At 51.1% G+C, this 23,095-nt stretch carries 19 protein-coding genes; 15 read left to right on the top strand and 4 right to left on the bottom strand.

All coding sequences use genetic code 11. The features are described 5' to 3' along the window. Positions 1–120: 120 nt before the first annotated feature. From HA050_RS09255 to HA050_RS09200, 12 genes are all read left to right on the top strand, one after another. Positions 121–3,909 (top strand): YhdP family protein, encoded by a 3,789-nt coding sequence (locus HA050_RS09255; RefSeq protein ID WP_166824968.1) that lies wholly within the window; start codon positions 121–123, stop codon positions 3,907–3,909. A 17-nt stretch (positions 3,910–3,926) separates the two neighbouring features. Next, entirely contained in the window at positions 3,927–4,730 is an 804-nt protein-coding gene (locus HA050_RS09250; protein WP_166824965.1) for a carbon-nitrogen hydrolase family protein, read from the top strand. A gap of 243 nt (positions 4,731–4,973) precedes the next feature. Next, positions 4,974–6,413, top strand: a complete 1,440-nt coding sequence (gene tldD / locus HA050_RS09245; protein WP_166824962.1) for a metalloprotease TldD — start codon at positions 4,974–4,976, stop codon at positions 6,411–6,413. Positions 6,414–6,623: 210 nt separating this feature from the next. After that, positions 6,624–7,691 (top strand): enoyl-CoA hydratase/isomerase family protein, encoded by a 1,068-nt coding sequence (locus HA050_RS09240; protein ID WP_166824959.1) that lies wholly within the window; start codon positions 6,624–6,626, stop codon positions 7,689–7,691. Between the two features lie 68 nt (positions 7,692–7,759). Then, the gene (locus tag HA050_RS09235; protein WP_166824956.1) at positions 7,760–8,440 is read left to right on the top strand and encodes a Bax inhibitor-1/YccA family protein; all 681 of its coding nucleotides are present in this window, start codon (positions 7,760–7,762) and stop codon (positions 8,438–8,440) included. 296 nt (positions 8,441–8,736) lie between these two features. Beyond that, the gene (locus HA050_RS09230) at positions 8,737–11,004 is read left to right on the top strand and encodes a PAS domain-containing sensor histidine kinase (protein ID WP_166824953.1); all 2,268 of its coding nucleotides are present in this window, start codon (positions 8,737–8,739) and stop codon (positions 11,002–11,004) included. A gap of 120 nt (positions 11,005–11,124) precedes the next feature. Beyond that, positions 11,125–11,733, top strand: coding sequence for a response regulator transcription factor (locus HA050_RS09225; RefSeq protein WP_099397220.1), 609 nt, complete (start codon positions 11,125–11,127; stop codon positions 11,731–11,733). Positions 11,734–11,908: 175 nt separating this feature from the next. Then, complete coding sequence (locus HA050_RS09220) at positions 11,909–13,153, top strand: ABC transporter substrate-binding protein (protein ID WP_166824950.1); 1,245 nt, start codon at positions 11,909–11,911, stop codon at positions 13,151–13,153. 110 nt (positions 13,154–13,263) lie between these two features. After that, positions 13,264–14,166 (top strand): carbohydrate ABC transporter permease, encoded by a 903-nt coding sequence (locus tag HA050_RS09215; RefSeq protein ID WP_166824947.1) that lies wholly within the window; start codon positions 13,264–13,266, stop codon positions 14,164–14,166. Beyond that, entirely contained in the window at positions 14,156–15,007 is an 852-nt protein-coding gene (locus HA050_RS09210) for a carbohydrate ABC transporter permease (RefSeq protein ID WP_166824944.1), read from the top strand. Before HA050_RS09215 ends, HA050_RS09210 begins: the two co-directional genes overlap by 11 nt. 46 nt (positions 15,008–15,053) lie before the next feature. Then, the gene (locus tag HA050_RS09205) at positions 15,054–16,145 is read left to right on the top strand and encodes an ABC transporter ATP-binding protein (RefSeq protein WP_166824941.1); all 1,092 of its coding nucleotides are present in this window, start codon (positions 15,054–15,056) and stop codon (positions 16,143–16,145) included. A gap of 88 nt (positions 16,146–16,233) precedes the next feature. Further along, complete coding sequence (locus HA050_RS09200) at positions 16,234–16,566, top strand: DMT family transporter (protein WP_166824938.1); 333 nt, start codon at positions 16,234–16,236, stop codon at positions 16,564–16,566. Positions 16,567–16,777: 211 nt separating this feature from the next. Here the strand turns inward: HA050_RS09200 and recR are convergent, their stop codons facing one another. The 3 genes from recR to dnaX all read right to left on the bottom strand — a co-directional run bounded on the left by recR (position 16,778) and on the right by dnaX (position 19,512). After that, complete coding sequence (gene recR, locus HA050_RS09195; RefSeq protein WP_099397226.1) at positions 16,778–17,374, bottom strand: recombination mediator RecR; 597 nt, start codon at positions 17,372–17,374, stop codon at positions 16,778–16,780. Between the two features lie 89 nt (positions 17,375–17,463). Beyond that, positions 17,464–17,793, bottom strand: coding sequence for a YbaB/EbfC family nucleoid-associated protein (locus tag HA050_RS09190; RefSeq protein WP_099397227.1), 330 nt, complete (start codon positions 17,791–17,793; stop codon positions 17,464–17,466). Positions 17,794–17,808: 15 nt separating this feature from the next. After that, positions 17,809–19,512, bottom strand: a complete 1,704-nt coding sequence (gene dnaX / locus HA050_RS09185; RefSeq protein ID WP_166824935.1) for a DNA polymerase III subunit gamma/tau — start codon at positions 19,510–19,512, stop codon at positions 17,809–17,811. A 14-nt stretch (positions 19,513–19,526) separates the two neighbouring features. Between dnaX and HA050_RS09180 the strand changes: the two genes are divergently transcribed. From HA050_RS09180 to HA050_RS09170, 3 genes are all read left to right on the top strand, one after another. Then, positions 19,527–19,727 (top strand): oxidoreductase-like domain-containing protein, encoded by a 201-nt coding sequence (locus HA050_RS09180; RefSeq protein ID WP_233702893.1) that lies wholly within the window; start codon positions 19,527–19,529, stop codon positions 19,725–19,727. A gap of 4 nt (positions 19,728–19,731) precedes the next feature. Then, the gene (gene dacB, locus HA050_RS09175; protein WP_166824932.1) at positions 19,732–21,138 is read left to right on the top strand and encodes a D-alanyl-D-alanine carboxypeptidase/D-alanyl-D-alanine endopeptidase; all 1,407 of its coding nucleotides are present in this window, start codon (positions 19,732–19,734) and stop codon (positions 21,136–21,138) included. Positions 21,139–21,393: 255 nt separating this feature from the next. After that, a complete protein-coding gene (locus HA050_RS09170; protein ID WP_166824931.1) occupies positions 21,394–22,479 on the top strand; it encodes an extracellular catalytic domain type 2 short-chain-length polyhydroxyalkanoate depolymerase in 1,086 nt (361 codons plus the stop codon). A gap of 146 nt (positions 22,480–22,625) precedes the next feature. Here the strand turns inward: HA050_RS09170 and HA050_RS09165 are convergent, their stop codons facing one another. Further along, on the bottom strand, positions 22,626–23,054 hold the full coding sequence (locus HA050_RS09165; RefSeq protein WP_166824929.1) for a GNAT family N-acetyltransferase: 429 nt from the start codon (positions 23,052–23,054) through the stop codon (positions 22,626–22,628). Positions 23,055–23,095 lie beyond the last annotated feature (41 nt).

Raw genomic sequence — 23,095 nt, 5'->3', positions numbered from 1 at the left:
GGCGCTGTTTGACACTCAGCTGCAGCCGATCGTGATGCTTCTCCAGCGATTGGCTTTGCTCAAGTGTCAGCAAAGCCTAACACAGCACTGCCTGATTTTGGCATGCCCGAGCCACACTGAATGCCTGTTTTTTCTAAGCTACTGCAACGTTTTTCTTTATTTTTTCGCTGGCATTGCCGCGCTTTACTGCGGGTGCTGGCGGGTGTCGGCCTGATTTTTTGCTCCGTGGTGCTGGCCTGGCAGTTTTATGTGCTGCCCCGTCTTGATGAATACCGGCCATGGCTGGTGCAAAAGCTGGTTGATGCCACCGGCAGCCAGATTGAAATGGGGCGTTTGTCCGGCGGCTGGCGGGGCATTCATCCTTATATCCGCGTTGATCATTTTAAAGTGTCCGGAGCCGGGCAGGCCGGCCTGCAGCTCACGTCGGCTGATGCTGATTTGTCGTGGTGGACGCTGCTGCGCGGCGAGCTGTTGTTTAGCCGCTTAGCTACCGTTTCCCCTCATTTAAATCTGCGCCGTGATCAGGCCGGGCAGTGGTTTGTGGCGGGTTTTCCGCTGAAAGCGGGTGCGGGTAAAAACGAGAACCGGTTTATGAACTGGCTGCTGGCGCAGGGCGAGCTCAAAATCAGCGATGGCAAATTAAACTACCTGGATGAGCAAAGCCACACAGGCGAGCAGGTTTTTTCTAATTTTGATCTGGATATCAAACAGCGTTTTGGCAGCCATCGTTTTGAGCTTACTGTCTTGCCGCCTAAAGTGGTATCCGATGCTTTTTCCTTATCAGGAAACTGGCGTGGTCAGGATGTGGGCGAGCTGCGGAACTGGTCCGGGCTGCTGACAATGGATATGCCTCGTGTGGATTTGCAACAACTGGCGCAAAGATTGCCCCGAGAGGCGCAATGGTTCACTCAGGCAGAAGGGGATGGCGGGCTGAGGGGCAGCGTGCATTTTGCCAGGGGCAAGTTTGAAAAAATTGATGCCAAATTAAAAATAAACAATTTAGTGCTGGCCTGGCCTGATGCCCCGCAGGCTTTGTTTTTGCCTGCTTTTGAAGGGGGTTTTGTCTGGCAGGATGATCAGGAGCAGCAGTCTTTACGTTTCAAAGCGGCCCATATAGCCACGGCCAGTGGTGATCTTTGCCAAAACTGCCGCCTCGATTACCAGCGCGATCGTTCAGCCAAGCAGAGCCTTGCGCTGCAGTCTTTAAGTTTGAACGGCCTGGGTGCCCTTTCTGCATGGCTGCCGGCAGCGTATCAGGATGCGGGAATGAAGGGCCGGATTGATCAGCTGACACTTAACTGGCAAGGGCCGTGGCAAAAAGCAAAAATATATGGTGCTGAAATAGAGGCCAAAGCGCTGGAGCTGGCTCTGCCGCAACAGGGGCTGCCATTCTTAGGGCGCTTTGATTTGAAAGCCAGGCTGGATCAGGACACCGGCAAAGCCACGATTGGCAGCCGTGATTTATCACTGACTATGCCCTCGCAATTTGTTGAGCCGCTGCATTTTGACCGCTCAAGTTTTACTCTGGCATGGCAGCGGGAAGCAGGAGGGTGGAAGCTGGATGTGCCACAGGCTGAGCTGGCCAATGCAGATACAAATTTACGCGCCAGTGCGCAATATATCTGGCCGGGTAAGGGGCTGGGAAATCTGAATTTAAAAGGCGATATTCGCGAGCTGCAAGCCAAGCGTGCTTACTTGTATTTGCCCCGCGCCGCAGGGGATGAAACGCTGGCATGGCTGAAAACATCCTTGCTTAGCGGTAAAGCCGTAAATGGACGGGCCGAATTACGTGGCAATTTAGAAAACTTTCCTTTCCGTAACCCTAAAGACGGCGTGTTCAGAATCACGGCAGATGCGAAAGATGTGGCCTTGTCTTATGCCGATGACTGGCCTGCGATTGAGCATATCGATGCGTTTCTTGATTTTCATGGCGCGGCGATGGATATCAGGGCCAGTAAGGGCAAAATCTTTGCCGTAAATTTGCATGATGTGGCGGTATCAATTCCTGAGATGGATACGCTGTCTCCTATGCTGAATGTCAAAGGCAAGGCGCAGGGGGCAACTCAGGAGTTTTTACGTTTTGTACACCAAAGCCCGGTTAAGCAGAGTACCGAAGGCTTTATTGATGATTTGAAAGCGGAAGGGGATGGCGAGCTGAGCTTGCAATTAGCCCTGCCATTGGAAAACACCGATGCCAGCAAGATTCTGGGTGAGTACCGCTTTTCGGGAAATAAACTCGATTTTGGCGGGGCGGTTCCGCTCCTGACTAAAGCCGATGGAAAGATTGGCTTTACTGAGCAGTCGCTGACCATTAAAGACGCAAAAGCCCAGGCCCTGGGGGGAGGGGTGAAGCTTTCCGGTGCAAGCAATGCCCAGGGCGCATTGCTGCTGAATATGGCCGGGCAGGCTGATATTCATGACGTGGCCGATCGCTATGGTGTGCCGTTTAAACAACGTCTGCACGGAAAAGTGCCTTATCAGGCCAGCTTAAGCACAGGGCAGGCTCAGTACACACTCAGCATTCAATCGCCATTGCAGGGTTTAAGTGTGGATTTGCCTGCGCCACTGGCTAAAAACGGCGGGGATAGCCGGCCGCTGCGCCTGCGTTTAAGCGGCAATGCTCATGACCCTGGTTTGCTCGAGTTTGCTTACGACAGAAGCTTGCAAGGGCAATTATCCTTAGGCAATAAGCTGCAGGGGCAAATTATGCTGGGCTCGGGGGTATTACCCGCCATGCCTAAAGCAGGCATCCATATCAGCGGCGGCCTGCCAGAATTAAATGTGCAAAGCTGGCTGGCTCTGACTGATGAGCTGATCGGCGATCAGACGGGCAGCCGCCCGGGGCCTTTGAGTGTGGATTTACGTTTTGGCCGTGTATTGAGCTGGGGCAGGCGCCTGATCGATGTGCGGATTAAGGCTCAGGAGCAAAATGAATTGCTCTGGAAGGGCAGTATTGAGAGCCAGGAGCTGGCTGGTACTTTTGACTGGAATGGCCACGAAAAAGGCAAGCTCAGCAGCCGCTTGAGCAAGCTGTGGCTGCCTTTTCAAACTTACGGTGCGGTGCAGCTGGCATCGCCATTGCAACAGTTGCCTGCGCTTGATTTGCAAGTGAATGATTTTCGCTATAAAAATTTACAGCTGGGCAAGCTGGAAGTCGATGCGGTGCAGCAGGGGGAAAACTGGCGTTTAAGCGGCGTGAATATCAGCAACCCCGATGGCAAGCTGAATATGAGTGGCGTTTGGGATAAATCACCGGGCAGAATCAGCGGCAATTTTGCGATTGAAACTGAAAACCTCGGTAAATTGCTGACCCGTCTTGGTGTACCGGATACGATGCGCCGTGCTCCCGCAAAGCTCAGTGGCGATGTGGCATGGGATGGCGAGCTGTTCCCGCCTGATCTGTCAACTTTGCAAGGTAAATTGCGCGTGGATGTGGAGGCAGGGCAGTTTGCTAAGGTTGATCCGGGCGTAGGACGCTTATTATCGATTCTCAGCCTGCAATCACTGGCCCGCCGCGTGCAGCTTGATTTCAGAGATGTATTTTCTGAAGGCTTTGAATTTGATTCTATCCGTGGGGACAGCGTGATCGACCGGGGCGTGGCACGCACCGATAACCTGGTGATTGCCGGCCCTGCCGCGCAGGTTTTATTCAGGGGCGACGCTAACTTTATGGCTGCCACACAAAATTTACGTGTACGGATTGTGCCGGTGATTGGCGACAGTGTGGCGGTGGCCACCACGATTATTAATCCCGTGATTGGTGTGGCTACCTTTTTATTGCAGCGTGTATTAAAAGATCCGCTTGGTCAGCTGGTGGCTTACGAATACGACATCACAGGCAGTATGCTGGACCCGCAAATTAAAAGTGTAAGCAGCCCCATGTCACGCATGCCCTTTAATAGAAAATAGAAATTGAGCGAGGAAAAATGAATACTTTACTTGCCGCAGCCATTCAAATGGTATCAGGGCCCGACGTGGCGGCTAACTTAGCCAGTGCAGCGCGCTTGATTAAAAATGCTGCAAATGCCGGTGCTCAGCTGATCGTTCTGCCCGAATATTTTGCGATTATGGGCAATAAAGATACGGACAAAGTGGCGGTTAAAGAAGCATTTGGAAACGGGCCCATTCAAAGTTTTTTAGCCGCTGCCGCCAAAGAATATGGCGTGTGGCTGGTGGGTGGCACCGTGCCCCTGACTTGTGCTGATGTAAGCCGTGTTAATAACAGCTGCCTGGTGTATTCACCGGCAGGCGAGTGCGTGGCGCGCTACGACAAAATGCATTTATTTGGTTTTGATAACGGCACGGAGTGCTTTCGCGAGGCCGATACGATTTTAGCAGGGCAGCAGCCGGTGGCTTTTGATACGCCCTTTGGCCGGATCGGCTTATCGGTTTGCTACGATTTGCGTTTCCCTGAGTTTTTCCGTGCCATGTTGCCGGTTGATTTTATCATCCTGCCTGCAGCGTTTACCCAAACCACGGGCGAGGCACATTGGGAAGTATTGCTGCGTGCCCGTGCCATCGAAAACCAATGCTATGTGATTGCATCAGGGCAAGGTGGTGAGCATATGACCGGCCGCCATACCTTTGGCCACAGCATGCTGATTGATCCTTGGGGCAAGGTTCTGGCCTGCCAGGCCAGCGGCGAAGGCGTGGTGATGGCCGAATTAAAAGCCAGCCAGATGGACAGAGTAAGGCGCATCCTGCCCGCCTTAACGCATCGCTTACTTTGACGTTTTTTCTAAACCTTGAACCACAGAGTAAAACGAGGACACAGCGTGCCACAGAGAAACCCACCCAATCATTACTTTTCGCTGTGTTCACCGTGGTGCAAGGTTTAAAACCGGTTGCCCGCTCTAAAATGGCTAATGGGTTCTGCAGACCTTTGGGCTTCAGGGGGATTTCTCGCCTTCCCTGCCCCTTAAAGATAGTGTGTAATACCTTTCAATAATCTGATTCACTCAAGCGACAAAACAATGACTCACATAGAAACTGCCCGCCAAACGTTGCTGACGCCTTTTAATCTGGACGATGCCAAGCTCGATCAGGTGTTTGGGCAGATGCTGACGCACGATATTGATTACGCTGATTTGTATTTTCAATACAGCCGCAGCGAAGCATGGAGTCTGGATGAAGGTATTGTGAAGTCAGGCAGCTTTAATATTGATACCGGCGTGGGTGTGAGAGCCGTATCGGGTGAAAAAACCGCATTTGCTTATTCTGATGACATCAGCCTGAATGCGCTGACCCAGGCCGCTGCTGCTACGCGGGCGATTGGCCGTCAGGGCGGGCAAAACACCGTGGCATTAGGCCGGGATATTGTGGGCCACTCGCTTTATCAGCCCGTTGATCCGCTGGCCAGCCTGGATGAGCTGGCTAAAGTAGCCTTACTGGAAAAACTGGAGCGCACTGCCCGCAGCTTAGATAAGCGCGTGGTGCAAGTGATGGCCAGCCTCGCTTCTGAGTTTGAAGTGATTTACGTGGCGCGCCACGATGGCCATCGTGCTGCCGATGTACGCCCGCTCTGCCGCTTGTCTATCCAGGTGATTGTGGAAGAAAACGGTCTGCGTGAGCAGGGCAGTGCAGGTGGTGGTGGCCGCTTTGCTTACGGCTATTTTGATGATGCCGTGGTGCTGGATTACGCGAAAAAAGCGGTTGATCAGGCTGTGTTGAATTTACACGCCCGTCCGGCGCCTGCCGGTGAAATGACTGTTGTGCTGGGTTCCGGCTGGCCGGGTATCTTGCTGCACGAAGCGATTGGTCATGGCCTGGAAGGCGATTTTAACCGCAAGGGTTCTTCCGCATTTAGCGGCAAGATTGGCCAGCAGGTTGCGGCTAAGGGCGTCACTGTGGTGGATGACGGCACGATTGCCGATCGTCGTGGCTCGCTCAATATTGACGACGAAGGCAACCCAACTCAGCGCACTGTACTGATCGAAGACGGCATTTTAAAAGGTTATCTGCAAGACAGCCTGAATGCCCGCCTGATGAATATGCCGCTGACCGGCAATGGCCGTCGCGAAAGCTTTGCCCATCTGCCTATGCCGCGCATGACCAATACCCTGATGCTGGGTGGCAGTGCGGAGCCTGAAGAAATCATCGGCTCGATCAAGCGCGGCCTGTACGCGGCTAACTTTGGTGGTGGTCAGGTGGATATCACCAGCGGCAAATTCGTATTCTCTGCCGCCGAAGCATGGTGGGTAGAGGATGGCAAACTGATGTATCCGGTAAAAGGCGCAACCCTGATCGGCAATGGCCCCGATGTGCTGACCCGTGTATCGATGATTGGTAACGATATGGCGCTCGACCCGGGTGTGGGCACCTGTGGCAAAGAAGGCCAGAGCGTGCCGGTTGGCGTAGGACAGCCTACCTTACGTATTGATGGTGGCCTGACTGTGGGCGGCACGGGGGGCTGATATATTTTTTAAGATCAGTACACCGCAGCGATAATTAGCTTCTGGTTAAAACCCAAATCTTGAAACACAGAGGGCACGGCGTTTCATGGAGAAAACTTTGTTTCTCTGTGTTTTTCTCCGTGGCCCGCCGTGTTATCCCTTTCCTCCGTGGTTTAAGGCTTGGGTTTTATGTCGGGCAGCACTCCCCTTGTTTTAAAGAGAGATATAAAGATGGTGCATTTTCAGCAGATTGCGCTGAGTAATGGTTTGTTTTTGGGTGAAATTCTATTGGCTTCCAGCAGGCTGAATGCGCAAAGCTTGCCTATGGTTTTGAAGATCCGTGAGCAGATTGAGGCATGGCGGCATGATCCGTCGCTGGTGGCGGTACTGGTGCGCGGTGAGGGTGAGCGGGCTTTTTGTGCGGGCGGCGATATTCGTGCGCTTTACCACGCCATGAGTCAGCCTGAATTTTTACATGAAGGCGATGATTTTTTCCGCCATGAATATGATCTCTGCCGGGAATTACACCGTTATCCTAAGCCCGTGATCGCCTGGGGGAACGGCATTGTCATGGGCGGCGGCTGGGGGATTTTTGCAGCGTCCAGCCATCGCATCGTCACGGAATCCAGCGTGTTAGCCATGCCGGAAATCAGTATTGGTTTGTTTCCTGATGTGGGTGCCAGTTTTTGGCTGCAACAGTTAGAAGGCCGGATGGGGCGCTTATTGGCGCTGACAGGAAGCCGCCTGAATGCGGCAGATGCGTTGGCTTTTGGCGCGGCAGAGTTTGCTTTGCCATCGTGCTCTTTTGCTGACTTGATCGCTACTTTACAAGCCTTGCCCTGGAATGGCGTGGGTGAGCGTGATGCAGAGCTGGCTTCCGGTGCGCTTGCGGCGCTGTCAGCGGCCTGGCCCTGCCCCTTGCCTGAGCCGGTATGGCTGCCTCTGGCAGACGAAGTGGCCGCTATCTGTGAGGGGGATGATTTGCTGGCTATTTGTGGGCGGATTCAAAATTATCAGGGTGATGCACTCGCTTTGCGCCAGGCTGCGGCACTGCAGGCAGCAGGATCACCCACTTCTATTTATCTGACGTGGGAAATGGCGCAGCGGGCACAAGCGCTTTCTTACGATGAAGTGGTGGAAATGGAGTGGATAGGTGCAAGAAATTGTTTGCGGCACGGTGATTTTCATGAAGGGGTGCGTGCTAAACTTATCGACAGGGATGATCAGCCGCAATGGTCACCAAAAGCACTTACCATGGTAAAAGTTGCAGATATTGAATCTTTCTTTCAATCTCCTTGAAACTTTTTTATATCACACCAATCTATCTGACATACACGGCCAGTCCGTGCGAATGGAGAGACACGATAATGCAATTAAATACTACCGCTTATGGCAGCTCCGCGCTGTCGGCCGAGCGTAATCGCGTATTACGCAATACTTATTTTATGTTGGCACTGACCATGGTACCAACAGCCATTGGCGCTTTCCTGGGTATTGCCATGCAGTTCCGCATGTCACCCATGATGGGCTTTATTGTCTTTATGGCCATTAGCTTTGGTTCTTTCTACGCCATTGAAAAAACCAAAGAAAGCGCTGCCGGCGTGTTTATTTTGCTGGCCTATACCGGATTTATGGGTTTGTGGCTGTCACAAATGTTGCAAATGGCTTTACGCTTCAGCAACGGTGCAGAAATGATTGCCATGGCTGCTATCGGTACAGGGGCTATTTTCTTTACGCTGGCGACGATAGCAACGGTCACGAAGAAAGACTTCTCCTTTATGGGGAAATTCTTAATGATTGGCCTGGTGGTGATTATTCTGGCTGCATTGGCTAATATTTTCTTCCAGATCCCTGCGCTGTCTTTGACTATTTCTGCCGTAGCCGTGATGATTTTTTCTGGCTTTATTTTGTATGACGTAAGCCGGATCGTAAATGGTGGCGAAACCAATTATGTGAGCGCTACGCTGAGTCTTTATTTAAATGTTTATAATTTATTTACCAGTTTGTTGAATTTAATCATGGCTTTCACAGGTAACAGCCGCGATTAATTCAGAAATAAAGGCTGAAAACTATTTTCTGTTTTCTTTGTAAGTCTTTGTTTCTGCAGGTGAATAATGTTTTTTGCTCTTGATTTACAGCTTGATTGATGAGAAACGCCGGGGCAATTTGCTCCGGCGTTTTTTTTGCCTTAGGGTTTTACCATATGGGGACTCGTTACAATGCACCCTATCCTCCTCACATGTTTGCGTGTACTGATCACGTCAATGTCATAAAAATAATGTTATTTCTGAAGCACTGAACTGGCCAAGATGTTTTTTTCCTTTATGCCCCAAGCTGGCCAACTATGAATTCTTCCCTGATGCGCCGGGCTGGTCAGCATTGGCTGTGGTGGCTCGCCTATATCTCGATCAGCCTGGTGCTGCTGGCGCTGACAAGCTTCGTCTGGCTTGATTTTCGCCAGGCCAGAAACGCACAGGATACAGTCTTGTCTCAGGATTTGCTTTGGCAGGAGCAGGGCCTGCGCCTGCACTTGCAAACTAATCAGAATGCGATTGAAAACCTGGCTTATGGTATTTCGGCGAATGCTTTGCGCGAGGAGGACTTTCGCGCCAGAGCCGACAGCTTGTTGCGTGCGTCGCCCGAAATGCTCTCGGTTGATTATGTTAATTCCGGAGGGAATCGTGTTTGGGGCTTACCGGCGTACAGCTCGCGCCCGCAAAGCCTGGTGCCTCTGGATGATCCCCTGCTGCTGGAGGTGCTCGATGGCGCGGCCACGCTGGGCTATGTTTTATATTCCAATGTGATTATGGCTGGCGATCCTAAAGTGGCTCAGATCGTGCTGGTTGTACCCATTTTTAAAGGCACCGTGTATCTGGGCTCTGTGCTGGCTGCATATGCTCTGCCTGCTATTTTGCAGCAGCGGGTGCCATGGTGGATGGTGCAGCGCTACGATTTATCCTTGCTGGATGGAAAAGGGAATGTGCTGGCTCCCCATGATGCACGGACAAGCCTGACAGGGATAAGCCGGTCTGTGGGTTTTGAGCCACTGGGCCATGGTCTGAAATTACGGGCCAGTGTGCGGCATGAAAAAACATCAGTGACCCAGCTCTGGTTGCTGTGCGTGGTGTTTGTATTGCTGGTGGCTTTGTTGTGGGCGCTTAGCCTGCTGAAAAAACGGATGCAGCAGCGCCAGCAGGCAGAAGGCGCCTTACGGGATGAGATGCGTTTTCGTGCAGCGATGGAGGATTCACTCACCACCGGCTTGCTGGCCATTAATACTTCCGGGCATTTGATTTACGCAAACCTGGCGTTTTGCAGCATGGTGGGCAGATCGCAAGCCGAGCTGCTGGGTAAATCGTCCCCTATGCCTTATTGGGCGCCGGAAGAACTCGCGGCCTGTGCTGCGGCCTGGAATTCCCTCTTGTCGGGGGAGTGCCCTGTCAGCGGCTTTGCACTGCGTTTTATGCGCCGGGATGGCGAGCGTTTTGATGTGCGTCTTTATTCTTCACGCCTCGTGGACGGGCGGGGAGAGCACCGTGGCTGGATGGCTTCTTTATATGATGTGACCGAGCTGCAAAGTGAGCGTGAGGCGCTGGCTGAATCACGCAAGCAGCTGCTTACTGTACTGGAAGGCCTGGATGCGGCTGTATCGGTGTTTGATGTGGATAGTGGCATCGTGCGCTACCGTAACCGGCACCATAGCCATACCTTCCCACTGCAGGCAGACGGGGAGTGCTGTATGTGGCCGCTCTTACCGATTGGAGAGGCCTCCGCAGAGCGGCAGGATCCGATCAGTGGCCGCTGGTTTCTGGTGCAGCGCCGGCGGATTCAGTGGGTGGACGGGCTGGTGGCCTGGCTGGAAATCGCCGCCGATATTACTGAAAGACGGCAAATTGCTGAAGAAGAGCGGGCAAGGGAAGAAAAACTCCAGCATACGGCCAGATTAGTCAGTATGGGCGAGCTGGCATCAAGCCTTGCACATGAGCTTAATCAGCCTTTGGCGGCAATTGCGGGCTATGCTGCAGCCGGGGAAGAAATCTTATCCCGTGATGAAAAAAATTCGGTCAGGCATATTCTGGCCAAAATGGGTGAGCAGGCCCGGCGTGCAGGGCAAATTATCAGCGGGATTCGTAATTTCTCTTCCCGGCGTGCTTCGCGCAGCGAACTCTGTGATTTTGCCGAGTTGCTGGGTGTGGTTATGCAATTGCTCGAGCCAATGGCCCGAAAATATCAAAGCCGTATTGTTCTGGATTTAAGCCCCGCCCTGCCTAAGGTAATGGGTGATGGCGTGATGCTGGAACAAGTGCTATTTAATTTAATTAAGAATGGTATGGAGGCCATGCTGGAAACGCCTGTGGCACAAAGAGAAATCCGGGTCAGCGCTTATGCAGGTAAAGACTGGCTTGAAGTGTGTGTGGCCGACCGGGGGTCTGGAATTGAAAACCCGGCGTTATTGTTCCAGTCTTTTTATACCAGTAAGCCCGAGGGAATGGGGATTGGTCTGAATATTTGCCGCTCTGTGATTGAACAACATCAGGGGCATTTAAAAATTCAGGCAAATCCTGATGGCGGCAGTTGTTTTATTTTCCGTCTTCCTGTTGTTTTATCTTAAATGAGAGCCGGGGCAGTGATGTGCCACTGATTTAATGTTTATTCCCGGCGTTTGGCCGGGAATCAGCCAAAGTGGATTTCCTGGCCCTCTTCAGTATTACTATCTTGAAAGGTAATTGTTATGCGACCAATCGCTGTAATTGATGATGACTCCGCTGTTCGTGATGCGCTGCAAATTTTATTCGAAGCGCATCAGTGGCCTGTTTTTGGTTTTGAATCGGCAGAGCATTTTTTAAATGAATCAGATGCATCGGAATACAGCTGCCTGATTATTGATGTCCGCATGACGGGCATGAGTGGTTTAGAGCTGTATGCCGAATTAAAAAATGCGTTCTATTTGCCGCCGGTTATTTTCTTAACAGGCCATGCTGATGTACCAATGGCTGTTGCCGCAGTGAAAGATGGCGTTATGGATTTCCTGGAAAAACCATGCGATTACGGCCTGCTGGTGTCCAGAATTGAAGCCTGCCTTTCCCGTGATGAAGAAGCGCGCAGCGCCTGGAATGCCCGTCAGTCTTTGGATGAGCGTCTTGAAAGCCTGACACCGCGTGAGCGCGAAGTGCTGCGTGAATTACTCACCGGGCGTTTAAATAAGCAAATTGCTGATGAATTAGATATCAGTATTAAAACGGTAGAAGTACACCGCGCACGTATTTACACCAAATTAAAAGTGCGTTCTGCGGGGGGGCTTGCTGCTTCGCTGAAAGGGGTGCAAATTTCAGAGATTTAATTTCTGTATTTATAATAAAACGCTATTCCTGTGTTGGTTTGGGTTTAATAAGGCATTTGCCTTAAGGTTATCGCCCAATCGTGTTTCGCCTCATTTAAATGACTATATTGCCCATCTACAGTAATTGGAGCACACATAGTCAGCAATGTGCGTACCCAACATAAGGAATACGATAATGCAGAAACTGAAGGTGAGTTTGTTGGCGGCGAGCTTTTCAATTGCGTTTTCCGTGCATGCCGCGGATGTTGAAGTATTGCACTGGTGGACTTCCGGTGGTGAGGCAAAAGCGGCTGTAGAACTTAAAAAAATGCTGGAAGCCAAAGGCCATAAATGGAAAGATTTTGCCGTGGCAGGCGGGGCTGGCGATAACGCAATGACTGCGCTTAAAACACGCGTCGTATCAGGCCAGCCGCCAGCAGCAGCCCAAATTAAAGGGCCATCCATTCAGGAATGGGGAAATGAAGGTGTTTTAGCCTCTTTAGACGATGTGGCAAAAAAAGAAGGCTGGGATAAATTACTGCCGCCTGTGGTGGCCAGCGCAATGAAATACAAAGGCAGTTATGTAGCCGCCCCGGTTAATGTGCATCGTGTTAATTGGCTGTGGGTTAATCCGGAGTTACTTAAAAAAGCAAATGCCAGAGTGCCAACAACCTGGGATGAGTTTTTTAAAACTGCGGATGCCTTGCAAAAAGCCGGTATTCAGCCGCTTGCCTATGGCGGCCAGCCCTGGCAGGATGCTACGGTATTTGAAGCGGTCGCCTTAGGTGTTGGCGGCAGTGATTTTTACAAAAAAGCGTTTATTCAGCTCGACCCTGCCACTTTAAAAAGCGCCAGTATGATTAACGCGCTGACTACCTATAAAAAACTAAAACCTTATACCGATAAAAATGCCCCGGGGCGGGAGTGGAATTTAGCCACGTCTATGGTCATTAATGGCAAAGCCGCCATGCAAATTATGGGGGATTGGGCCAAGGGTGAATTTCTCGCTGCGGGCAAAGTGCCGGGTAAAGATTTTCTCTGTGTGGCAGCGCCAGGTACTGCGGCGGCTTACACCTTTAATATCGATAGCTTTGCCATGTTTAAACTGCCCAATAAAGACGCTGAAAAAGGGCAGAAAGATTTAGCCGTTACTTTAATGAGCCCGGAGTTTCAGGAAATCTTTAATCTGAATAAAGGCTCAATTCCTGTCCGGCAGGGCCTGGATATGAGTAAGTTTGATGATTGTGGCAAAAAATCCGCCGAAGATTTTAAAGCCACCTCTGCCAAAGGATCGTTACTGCCTTCCTGGGCTCATGGCATGGCCATGCATTCAGCGACTCAAGGCGCAGTAGCCGATGTGATTTCGCAATTTTGGAATGATGACGCCATGACGGCTCAGCAAGCGAGCGTTAAATTGGCTGCGGCAGCAAAAGTGAAATAAATGCTGTGATAAACGGGGCTGGCAGCCGCAGGGCTGCCCCCTGTTTTGCCCTTATCTTACTTACAAATTTGTCTTTCCCGCGTGCCGGATAGCCAGTTCTGGAGAAAACAATGTCTGTATCCGCTCAGGAAGCACACTATGGTTTCGCGGAGCGCTGGCTGCCGCGCCTCGTACTTGCTCCTTCTTTTCTTTTAACTTTGATTTTTCTTTATGGTTTTATTCTTTGGAATGGCTATTTGTCATTTACTGTTTCAAGATTAATGCCCAATTTAGAATGGGCTGGTTTGGCTCAGTATCAGGTGCTGTTTGAGAATGAGCGCTGGTGGGTTGCGGTAAAAAATTTATTTATATTTGCAGGCTTATTTATTGGCAGCGGAATGGCCATAGGTATTGGGCTGGCTATTTTTTTAGATCAAAAAATTCGAGGCGAGGGCGTATTACGCACGATTTATCTCTATCCGATGGCTCTCTCTTTTGTAGTGACAGGCACAGCCTGGAAATGGATGTTAAACCCGGGATTAGGCTTAGAAAAGCTGATGCATGACTGGGGTTTTACTCAGTTTACGTTTGACTGGCTGGTTAATTCTGATATGTCGATTTATACCGTGGTGATTGCAGGGGTATGGCAGTCATCAGGGTTTGTAATGGCCTTGTTTCTGGCTGGTTTGCGTGGTGTGGATGATTCCATATTAAAAGCCGCGCAAATTGATGGTGCTTCTTTACCCCGTATCTATTGGAAAATTATTCTGCCTGCTTTAAGGCCGGTGTTTTTTTCTACCCTGATGATTTTGTCGCATATTGCCATTAAAAGCTTTGATCTGGTGATGGCCTTAACAGGCGGCGGGCCGGGCTTCTCTTCCGATGTGCCAGCCACCTTTATGTATGCAATGGCGTTTACTCGCGGGCAAATGGGCGTGGGGGCGGCCAGCTCAATGATGATGCTGGCAACTGTTGCGGCGCTGGTTGTGCCTTATCTTTATTCAGAATTAAGGGGCAAAAAAAATGGCGAATAAAATGGGCCGGGGTTTGCTTTATACCCTGCTGTGTCTTGCTGCTGTTTATTATTTATTGCCGCTGTATGTGATGTTTATTACTTCTGTTAAAGGCCTGGATGAAATCAGAAGTGGTAATTTACTTTCCTTTCCCGGCTCAATTTCATTTGTCGCGTGGGCTAAAGCATGGTCATCGGCCTGTACAGGCGTGGAATGCCATGGCTTATCTGCCTATTTTTTTAATTCGGTTCGTATGGTGATTCCGGGTGTATTAATCTCTACCACGCTCGGCGCGATTAATGGCTATGTATTAGCTAAATGGCGCTTTAAAGGCTCTGAAATTGTTTTTGCCATGATTTTATTTGGCGTTTTTATGCCATTCCAAGTATTGCTCTTGCCCATGGCGCAAACCTTGGGCTGGCTGGGGATTGCCAGCTCAACCACTGGCCTTGTGTTTGTTCACGTCGTTTGCGGCTTAGCATCCACCACTTTATTTTTTAGGAATTATTACGTGGGTATTCCGGATGAGCTGATTAAAGCGGCAAGGCTGGATGGTGCAGGATTCTGGCGTATCTTTTTAAAGATTATTTTGCCCATGTCTACCCCCATTATTATGGTGACGCTCATCTGGCAATTTACCAATATCTGGAATGATTTCTTATTTGGCGTGGTGTTTTCTGCCGGGGACAGCCAGCCCATTACCGTGGGTTTAAATAACCTGGCCAATACTTCCACATCCGTTAAAGAATACAACGTTGATATGGCCGCCGCCATCATTGCCGCCTTGCCTACTATTCTGGTCTATGTTTTTGCGGGTAAATATTTTGTGCGTGGTTTAACAGCAGGCGCGGTGAAAGGTTAAATAAATCCTGCATAAATTCATACTGGCTTTATACAAGGAATAAACAATGGGTGCGCTGGCCATTAAAAATATCATCAAAAGTTTTGGCGATACAGATATTCTGAAAGGCATTGATATTGCAATTGAATCTGGTGAGTTTCTGATTCTGGTGGGGCCATCAGGCTGTGGTAAATCCACTTTAATGAATATTATTGCTGGTCTTGATGCACCAAGCAGCGGTGAGATTTATATCGGCGGGCGCAAGGTGAATGATGTGCCGCCTAAAGACCGGGATATTGCCATGGTGTTTCAAAGCTATGCGCTTTATCCCACCATGAGCGTGCGGCAAAATATTGCTTTTGGTTTGGAAACGCGTGGCGTACCAAAAAAAGAGCAGGAAGATATTATTGAGCGCGTTTCTAAAATGCTGCAAATTACGCCACTCTTAAATCGAAAGCCTGCTGAATTATCCGGCGGGCAGCGGCAGCGGGTGGCCATGGGGCGGGCTTTAGCCAGAAACCCTACTTTATTTTTATTTGATGAGCCGCTGTCTAATTTAGATGCCAAATTGCGCGTGGAAATGCGTACTGAAATAAAGCAGCTGCATCAGCGCTTAAAAACCACCATTGTTTATGTGACCCACGATCAAATTGAGGCGATGACGCTGGGGGACAAAATAGCCGTAATGAAAGACGGGATTATTCAGCAGTTTGGCAGCCCGCAGGATATTTATGAAAAACCTGCTAATTTATTTGTGGCGGGCTTTATTGGCTCGCCTTCAATGAATTTTATTCCCTGCCATTTGGCTGAGCAAAATGGCAGCGTTGGGGTGAGCTTGCAATCAGAAGGGGATATCCAGTTTTTAGCTGTGAAACAAAGTACGCAACTTACCCAGCGGCTGGGGCAGAAAGTTTTACTGGGTATCCGGCCAGAGCAGCTGGATGTCGCGGATTCTGAAACCGGTGGTTTGGGCTGTCTTGTGCTGCTCACAGAGCCTACAGGCCCGGATACCATGATTTTCACGGAAATAAACCATACCCCCGTTGTGGCGCGGGTTCACCCAAGGGCGGTGAAAGGGCCGGGGGAAACGTTGCGCCTATCCCTCGATATGACTAAGGCAGTGATGTTTGATCCGGAAAGCACTTTAAGAATTGAGTGATTTTTTTGCCGGACTTGTCATTATTTATCCGTGTCCATCGGCCCGCATATCGTAAGATGGCGGGCTTGTTTATGCAGGTTACTGATTGATGAATGCGTATATTTTATTGGCGGTTGCCATTGTGGCGGAAGTAGTTGCAACTTCTGCATTAAAAGCGACTGAGGGATTCAGCCGGCTGCTGCCCAGTATGGTTGTGGTTGCTGGCTATGGCGTGGCGTTCTGGATGCTGTCTTTGGTGTTGAAAAGTGTACCTGTTGGCATGGCTTATGCGATTTGGTCGGGAATGGGGATTGTGCTGGTGACGGTGGTCGCCATGCTGCTTTACGGGCAAAAGCCAGACTGGCCAGCCATCATTGGCCTGAGCCTGATTGTAAGCGGGGTGGTGGTATTGCAGCTTTTTTCTAAGATGTCGGCGCATTAGGCATGCCTGCATGCAGGTAATGCTTTACGGTTTCAAGTGCCTGGCCCGTTGAATCTTAAGCCCGGAAGCACTGCACTTTACTTAGGAAACAAATGATCTGATGGTTTTGCTCTGCCTGCGTTTTACCCTGTGGTTCAAGTTTCTCGCTTTGTTTTTTTAGCCCTCAGTGTCTTCTTCTCCTGCCTGAATATTCGTGTGTCTGGCAAGCCTGTTAAACGCTGCGCCGCTCAAGCATGGCTTGTGCCAGTGTGCCTGCGTCAACGTGCTCCAGCTCGCCGCCTACCGGCATACCACGGGCTATCCGGCTGACTTTCAGGCCGCGTGCCCGCAGCATTTCGGCCAGATAGTGGGCGGTAGCTTCGCCTTCTGTGGTGAAGTTGGTGGCCAGAATGACTTCTTCTACCGTGCCATCACTGGCACGCTCCAGCAGTCTTTGCAGGGCAATATCGTTGGGGCCAATGCCATCAAGCGGGCTGAGCCTGCCCATCAGCACAAAGTACAGGCCGTGAAAAGCCAGTGTTTGCTCAAGCATCATTAAATCGGTGGGCATTTCTACTACGCAAAGCAGATTGTGCTGGCGTTTTTCATCACTGCATACATCGCATAAATCCACTTCGGCAAAGGTATTGCACAGGCTGCAATGCTTGAGCTTACCCAGCGCATTATTGAGCGCGGTGGCTAAATCGGCCGCGCCTTTCTGATCGCGCTGCATTAAATGAAAGGCCATTCTTTGCGCTGATTTTGGGCCGATGCCGGGCAGGGTTTTCAGTGCGGCGATCAGTGCGTGCAGGGATGGTGGTGTAGACATGGGGCGCTCTGGCGTAAAAAAGGGGCAGATTGCCCCTTTTGGATAGCTGCGCAGGGGAGGGGTGCTCCGCCATACGAAACCAAACTTAATTAAAACGGCATTTTAAAACCCGGTGGCAATTGCATGCCCGCGGTAAAGCCTGCCATTTTTGCTTCGGATGTGGATGCCGCTTTACGTACTGCATCGTTAAATGCAGCTGCGATCAGGTCTTCCAGCATGTCTTTATCGTCGGTCATCAGGCTGTCATCGATGGCGACGCGTTTTACTACATTGGCACATGTCATGGTGACTTTGACCATGCCTGCACCCGCCTGGCCTTCTACTTCTACAGTAGCCAGTTCGTCTTGTGCTTTTTTCATGTTTTCTTGCATTTGTTGGGCTTGTTTCATCAGATTGCCCATGCCGGCTTTACCAAACATTGTCTTGCTCCTTGGTTAACTGAGTGGTTTGATTGAATCAGGGATTACCGTGGCACCAAAATCACGCACCACGGATTGTACAAAAGGATCGTTTTGAATCGATTGCGTTGCATCGGCAAGGCGGGCCAGTTTTTCTCTTAAGGCGATGGCTGCGGGTGTATCGCCGCTGGCCGAGCCAAGGGTGATGGTCAGCGAAATATCATGGCCAAAGTGGTTGCTGAGTGCTTCGCGCAGCTTTTCCTGATAGGCGCGGCTGGCGACAGCAGTGTGTTCTTCGCCTACTAACAGCTCGATCGAGTTCGCGGTATAGCCCAGTAATTCTGCGTTTTGCGCCAGCATGCCTGCAGCGCCCAGCTTGAGCTGCAGAATCAGCGCGCGCCAGTCGCCGTTAAACGGGCCTTTTGTGACGGGCGCTGCAATAGAGGCGTGGGCCTGTGCTGGCGGTGCAGCACGCTCTTCCTCGTGCCATGGCGGCGCATCGTAATGAGCGGGCTCATCGCTGATTGGCGGGCGCGGTGCGGCTTGTTGCTGTACCGGCGGAGTGGGCGCAGGGGTATGAGGTACGGCTTGAATTGCCGGAGCTGCCGTTGCGACTGGACTAGCCGCTTGTGATGGCAGATTAATTTGGCTTGCTTCTGCAGGAGAAAAGGCCAGCATGCGCAGCAGCGTCATGCTAAAGCCTGCGTATTCATCTGGAGCCAGCGGTAAATCGCGGCGGCCGTGCAGGGCAATTTGATAATAAAGCTGGGTATCTTCCGGGCTCATGGCCTGCGCCAGCCCGGCAATTTGCTCCCGCTGCGGCAAATCGTCGGCCAGGGCTTTCGGTACGGCTTGTGCCACTGCTACCTGGTGCAGTAAGTGCGCCAGCTCGTGCAGGGCCGATTCGTAAGATAAACCACGGCCCGCAATGGCATCCGCTGTGGCTAATACGGCGTTGCCATCGCCTGCAATCAGCGCCTGCAGAATATCAAATAAATAGCTTTGATCCACCGCGCCCAGCATGGCGCGTACGGCCAGCTCGCCCACATCGCCGCCGCCATAAGCAATGGCCTGATCCAACAGGCTGAGCGCGTCGCGCATCGAGCCATTGGCTGCATGGCCAAGGATATTGAGTGCGCTTTGCTCAAAATTGATTTCTTCGGCTTGCAATACCTGCGTTAAATGGCCGGAGACTTGCTGCGGCGTCATTTGGCGTAAAGAAAACTGCAGGCAGCGGCTGAGCACCGTAATTGGCACTTTCTGCGGATCGGTAGTGGCTAAAATAAATTTAACGTGGGCAGGTGGCTCTTCCAGCGTTTTAAGCATGGCGTTAAACGCACTTTTTGACAGCATGTGTACTTCGTCGATGATGTACACTTTGAACCGGCCGGCGGTGGGCGAATACTGCGCGTTATCCAGCACTTCGCGAATATTATCGATGCCGGTGTTGGATGCCGCGTCGATCTCTAAAAGATCAACAAAGCGCCCCGCGTCAATCTGCGTACACGCCGGGCACACGCCACATGGTGTGGCGGTGACGCCGGTTTCGCAGTTCAGCGCTTTTGCCATAATCCGCGCGATGGTGGTTTTACCCACACCGCGTGTGCCGGTCAGCAGATAGGCGTGGTGTAAACGATCATTTGCGAAGGCATTTGCCAGCGCTTTGATCACATGTTCTTGCCCAACGAGTTGGGCGAATGATTTGGGCCGCCATTTGCGTGCCAGTACTTGATAAGCCATAGATGAATTCTACCATGATGCTGCCACTTGATAATCAGCTTACCTTTCCCGAAGATGATCCCGCGCCAACCGCTCCGATAGAGCCAGAGTTTGAATCCTGCTGCGGAAGCGGCTGTGGTGATAGCTGTGTCTTTGATATTTATTATGTTTTACGCGCTCAGTACCTTGCGGATTATGCCGCCTGGCAGGCGCGTCAGGCTGCTCACAAAGAGTGAAATTTTGAAAAAATTGTTATTAGTTTGTGCCCTTGCATGGGGCAACGCTCACGCTGCCGGGCTGCCCGCTGAAATTTTAAGCGCTTTAAAGGCCGTAAAACTACCCGGTGATTCACTGAGCCTGGCGATTGTACCGCTGCAATCGTCTTTGCCTGCACTCTATTTTCAGGAAGACAAGCCCAGCAGCCCAGCATCCACCATGAAGCTGGTGACCACCTACGCCGGTCTGTCGCTTTTAGGCCCGGCTTATCAGTGGACGACTGAAATCTCGTCCACGGTTAAACCCGTGAATGGCATTTTAAATGGTGATCTTTACATTAAGGGCTATGGGGATCCAAAACTGAATCTGGAGCGATTCTGGCTGATGCTGCGCGATTTAAAAGCGGCAGGCGTTAAAGAGATTCGGGGCGATTTAGTGCTTGATCGCAGTTTCTTCAGCGTAAGCGACGAAAACACCTCCTATGACGACGATGGCGATGAGCCTTACCGGCCTTTTTTGGTTTCCCCGGACAGCCTGCTGAGCAATTTTAAAAGCCTGCGTTTAACACTCAGGGCCGAGGCGGGCGGCGTGGTGACATCGCTGGAGCCCAATTTAGCCACTGTGCTGATTGATAATCGCCTGAGCAGCAGCCCCGCTGCGTCTTGCGATGCGGTTAAAAATAAGCTCCAGCTGGCTGTTAATAATCAGGGCAGCAGCGCCAGAATCGTGCTGAGTGGCAGTATGCCAGCGGGCTGCACGAGCGAGCGTTATCTGGCGCTGCTGGATCATCCCAGCTACACCGCCAGCTTGTTTCGCAGCCTGTGGGCTGAGCTGGGCGGGGTGATTACAGGGGTGAATCGCGCGGGTGTGGTGCCTGCTGAGGCGCAGGTTTTGCTGACGGCCCGCTCGCCTGATCTGGCGAATGTGATTCGCGATATTAATAAATTCAGTAATAACACCATGGCGCGCCAGCTGTACCTTAGCCTTGGCTCAGCTGAGGTGGGCAAAGATTCGCCAGCAAAATCTTTTGCAGCTGTGCAGCGCTGGCTGAACGGCCGGGGCAAAAATTTTGATGAGCTAAAAATGGAAAACGGCTCGGGCTTATCCAGGCAAGAGCAAATTAGTGCGCGGCATCTGGCCGAGTTGTTGGTTGATGCCTGGCAAAACCCCTATGCCGCAGAATTTATCTCCTCTTTGCCGCTGGTAGCGCTTGATGGCACGATGAAAAAACGCCTGGGCAGTATGGCGGGCGAAGCGCATATCAAAACCGGCACTTTGCGGGATGTGCGCGCCGCTGCGGGCTATGTGCGCGATACCAACGGGCAGACATCAGTAGTGGTGGCGATGATTAACCATCCGCAGGCAACGGCAGGCTTGCCGGTGCTGGATGAAATCTTGCGCTTTGTGCACCGCAGGGTGGCTAAGCAGTGAGTTTGAGCATGCTTACTGCGCTATGACTTGTTAACATCTTATTCTGCTGATTTTTTGGCGGGGCCCCTGCGTTGCCGGGGCCTGGATAAATCTTGGGAGATGACGGTTGCTAAGCGTGTTCATTTTCAGGCATTTTTTTAAAACGCCCGCAGCTAAAGCTTCATAAAAGATTCAAGTTGTGATGTGGGATTTCCCGGGAATATTTCTAATAATGAAAGTTAATGTGAAAACTATCATTATTAACCGGAGAACTCCATGAAAGCTTTGTTTGAAAAATCGCGCTTTCGCGCAGTAGGGGTCTTACTGTTGCTGGGCTTGCTGGCCGATGCCGCCTATGCAGATACAGCCGCCAAACTGCCTGCTTATAAGGTGGATTTAAGCCAGACATCGGTTTCCGGCTTGTCTTCTGGCGCATTTATGGCAGCGCAGTTTCATGCTGCTTTTTCAAGCACGCTGGTGGGGGCGGGGATTGTGGCTGGCGGGCCGTTTTATTGTTCAGGTTCGGCCTATCCTGCCCCACCATCGGCAACCGTGGCGCAAACGGCCTGCATGAATCCATCGCTAAGCCCCTATGGCCCGCCCGATCCAAAACTGCTGCTCAGCCTGGCAAAAGGTTTTGCGTCTGCAGGGGCGATTGATGCGCTTGATTTTCTAAAGAATCAGAAAGTCTACCTGTTTAGCGGTAAGGCCGATAAAACCGTGGCCACGGCGGTTGTTGATCAAACTGATGCGTTTTACCAGCTGGCGGGGATGCCTGCAGAAAATATTAAATATATTCAGAGCGTCAACGCAGGCCACGCCATCATTACCAATAATCAGCAAGACGTGGTCTGCGCCGATACCAGATCGCCCTATATCAACGATTGCGATTTTATTCAGTCGCAAGACATTCTGAAGCATATTTATGGCGATTTGCAGCCAGCGGTAACCAAGCTCAGCGGCAAGATTATTCAGTTTGATCAAAGTGAATTTATTAAATCCGGCTACACCAGCATGAGTGACGATGCATATCTTTATGTGCCGAAGGCATGTGAGGCGGAAACCTGCAAAGTGCATGTGGCTTTTCATGGCTGCGAGCAGGGGGCGGATACCATCGGCAATCTGTTTTATGGCACCACGGGCTATAACGAGCTGGCGGACGCCAATAAAATCATCGTGCTTTACCCGCAGGCCAAGCCCAGTTATGGCTTTTTTACCCCCTATAACCCTAAGGGCTGCTGGGATTTCTGGGGCTATTCAGACCCGTTTAATCCTTTAGCGCCTAATTTTTACAGCAAAACTTCACCACAAATGTCTGCCGTGAAAGCCATGCTTAATCGTTTGGGGCAGGCAAAAAACTAATTTAGCGTAAAAACGCCGCTTCTTATTTATCAAGGGCGGCGTTTTATTTGTGGGCAGGGGAAGGCCCGGCTCTGATTAAAAGATAATTTTTAGCCTGAGTTAGCAAGCTTTATCGCCTGAGCCAATCGCCTGTTTACGCAACCATACTAAGCCTGATACACCGCCGGGCTATGGATTTCCATAAAGCGCGAGGTGTTGGCCAGCTCAGAAAAGCCAAACTGGGTGTAAAGCGTGTGGGCATCTTTGGTGGCCAGCATAAAGCGCCGCAAGCTCTGTAAATCAGGGTGGGCCAGAATAGTGGCAATTAAATACTTGGCTAAGCCCTGGCCGCGGTGCGCGTCCAGAATATACACATCGGCCAAATAGGCAAAGCTGGCCTTGTCGGTAATCACTCGTGCAAATCCTACCTGGCTGTCGCCCAAAAATACCCCAAAGGCCAGTGAGTTTTGTGTGGCTTTGGCGACCGTAGCGAGTGAAATACCTGGGGACCAGTAAGACTGGCTTAAAAATGCATGAACAGCATCCAGATCAAAACGCTGCTGATCGGTGCTGATATGGTAATCGCTGATGGGCATGATGACACTCCTTGGCGTAGTGCTTACAATTTTATCCTTTT

Origin of the sequence: Iodobacter violaceini (genome assembly GCF_011601265.1) — a bacterium.
Lineage (GTDB): Bacteria > Pseudomonadota > Gammaproteobacteria > Burkholderiales > Chitinibacteraceae > Iodobacter > Iodobacter violaceini.
The sequence above is the reverse complement of the archived record's forward strand: the minus strand, read 5'-3'. Positions and strand labels throughout refer to the sequence as shown.

Bases quoted from the DNA above. Each gene is read 5' to 3' on its own strand.
- HA050_RS09255 (WP_166824968.1), top strand. From the start codon at position 121: ATGCCTGTTTTTTCTAAGCTACTGCAACGTTTTTCTTTATTTTTTCGC.
- HA050_RS09250 (WP_166824965.1), top strand. From the start codon at position 3,927: ATGAATACTTTACTTGCCGCAGCCATTCAAATGGTATCAGGGCCCGAC.
- tldD (WP_166824962.1), top strand. From the start codon at position 4,974: ATGACTCACATAGAAACTGCCCGCCAAACGTTGCTGACGCCTTTTAAT.
- HA050_RS09240 (WP_166824959.1), top strand. From the start codon at position 6,624: ATGGTGCATTTTCAGCAGATTGCGCTGAGTAATGGTTTGTTTTTGGGT.
- HA050_RS09235 (WP_166824956.1), top strand. From the start codon at position 7,760: ATGCAATTAAATACTACCGCTTATGGCAGCTCCGCGCTGTCGGCCGAG.
- HA050_RS09230 (WP_166824953.1), top strand. From the start codon at position 8,737: ATGAATTCTTCCCTGATGCGCCGGGCTGGTCAGCATTGGCTGTGGTGG.
- HA050_RS09225 (WP_099397220.1), top strand. From the start codon at position 11,125: ATGCGACCAATCGCTGTAATTGATGATGACTCCGCTGTTCGTGATGCG.
- HA050_RS09220 (WP_166824950.1), top strand. From the start codon at position 11,909: ATGCAGAAACTGAAGGTGAGTTTGTTGGCGGCGAGCTTTTCAATTGCG.
- HA050_RS09215 (WP_166824947.1), top strand. From the start codon at position 13,264: ATGTCTGTATCCGCTCAGGAAGCACACTATGGTTTCGCGGAGCGCTGG.
- HA050_RS09210 (WP_166824944.1), top strand. From the start codon at position 14,156: ATGGCGAATAAAATGGGCCGGGGTTTGCTTTATACCCTGCTGTGTCTT.
- HA050_RS09205 (WP_166824941.1), top strand. From the start codon at position 15,054: ATGGGTGCGCTGGCCATTAAAAATATCATCAAAAGTTTTGGCGATACA.
- HA050_RS09200 (WP_166824938.1), top strand. From the start codon at position 16,234: ATGAATGCGTATATTTTATTGGCGGTTGCCATTGTGGCGGAAGTAGTT.
- recR (WP_099397226.1), bottom strand. From the start codon at position 17,374: ATGTCTACACCACCATCCCTGCACGCACTGATCGCCGCACTGAAAACC.
- HA050_RS09190 (WP_099397227.1), bottom strand. From the start codon at position 17,793: ATGTTTGGTAAAGCCGGCATGGGCAATCTGATGAAACAAGCCCAACAA.
- dnaX (WP_166824935.1), bottom strand. From the start codon at position 19,512: ATGGCTTATCAAGTACTGGCACGCAAATGGCGGCCCAAATCATTCGCC.
- HA050_RS09180 (WP_233702893.1), top strand. From the start codon at position 19,527: ATGATGCTGCCACTTGATAATCAGCTTACCTTTCCCGAAGATGATCCC.
- HA050_RS09170 (WP_166824931.1), top strand. From the start codon at position 21,394: ATGAAAGCTTTGTTTGAAAAATCGCGCTTTCGCGCAGTAGGGGTCTTA.
- HA050_RS09165 (WP_166824929.1), bottom strand. From the start codon at position 23,054: ATGCCCATCAGCGATTACCATATCAGCACCGATCAGCAGCGTTTTGAT.